General features: G+C 70.1%; 1 protein-coding gene. It reads left to right on the forward strand.

What is annotated here, in order from left to right; translation table 11 throughout:
• Positions 1 to 937 (forward strand): integrase core domain-containing protein (locus tag E1294_RS52065; protein WP_132520799.1); only part of this gene is annotated, 937 nt, incomplete at its 5' end.
• Positions 938 to 949: the final 12 nt, after the last annotated feature.

The raw sequence follows: 949 nt of genomic DNA on the forward strand, positions 1-949 counted from the left end.
CGGCCCCGAGATCGCGCTGCACGCGCTGCTGCCGTGGGAGCGCGAGGCGATCGTCAAGATCGCCGAGGAGTGGCTGGAGATCGACCGCTCGCACCGCAAACTGGCCCACCGCGGCTCGCGGCTGGAGGCGTTCTACGCCTCGGGATCGACGGTGCTGCGGGTGCTGCAGGCGGCCGGGATCACGGTCGTCGAACGGCCCCGCCGGGAGCGTCGCCCGCGCCGGGAACTGCCCGGCTGGGCCGAGCTGGTGCCGGGCGTGGTCACGATCTACGACTTCACCCATTTCCGTGGCCTGCCGCGCTGGTGCGTGATCGCGGTGATGGACGTGGTGTCGCGGTACTGGCTGGCCACCGTGGTCTCGCCGGAGGAGACCTCCACCCAGGTCGAGGTGGCCTACACGCGCGCCCTGCGGGTGCTGGGCAAGGCCCATCCGCTGGAGGACGAGGCGTTCCTGGCCGAGCTGCGCGGCGGGCAGGTGCCCGACCACGACGCCTTCCCGGTACTGCTCGCGCTGTCGGACAACGGGCCGCGGATGACCTCCTCGGTCACGAGGGTGTTCATGGCCGGCGCGCGTATCGCCCCGCACTTCGGCCGGCCCGGCACCCCGAACGACCAGGCCTGGATCGAGTCGCTGTTCGGGCACGTCAAGGACGAGCACCCATACCTGGACAAGATCACCGATCCGGGCGAGCTGGAGGCCGAACTGGACGCGATCCGCACGTTCTACAACGAGGTGCGGCTGCATGAGGGCATCGGCTACGTCACGCCCGACGATGAGCACCAAGGCCGTGGCGAGGCGATCCGGCGCCCGCCGCGCCGGACTGAAGACCGCCCACGAGGCCCGGGTTGCGACCCGACGCGAACTACGCCAAGATCCCCCATAACCCCTCACGCGGCTGATGGGTATTTCCAGCCCGATCTGGTGCATTCTCTCTGACACACCTCGCGA

The organism is Nonomuraea diastatica, assembly GCF_004349015.1.
GTDB classification, from domain to species: Bacteria; Actinomycetota; Actinomycetes; order Streptosporangiales; family Streptosporangiaceae; genus Nonomuraea; species Nonomuraea diastatica.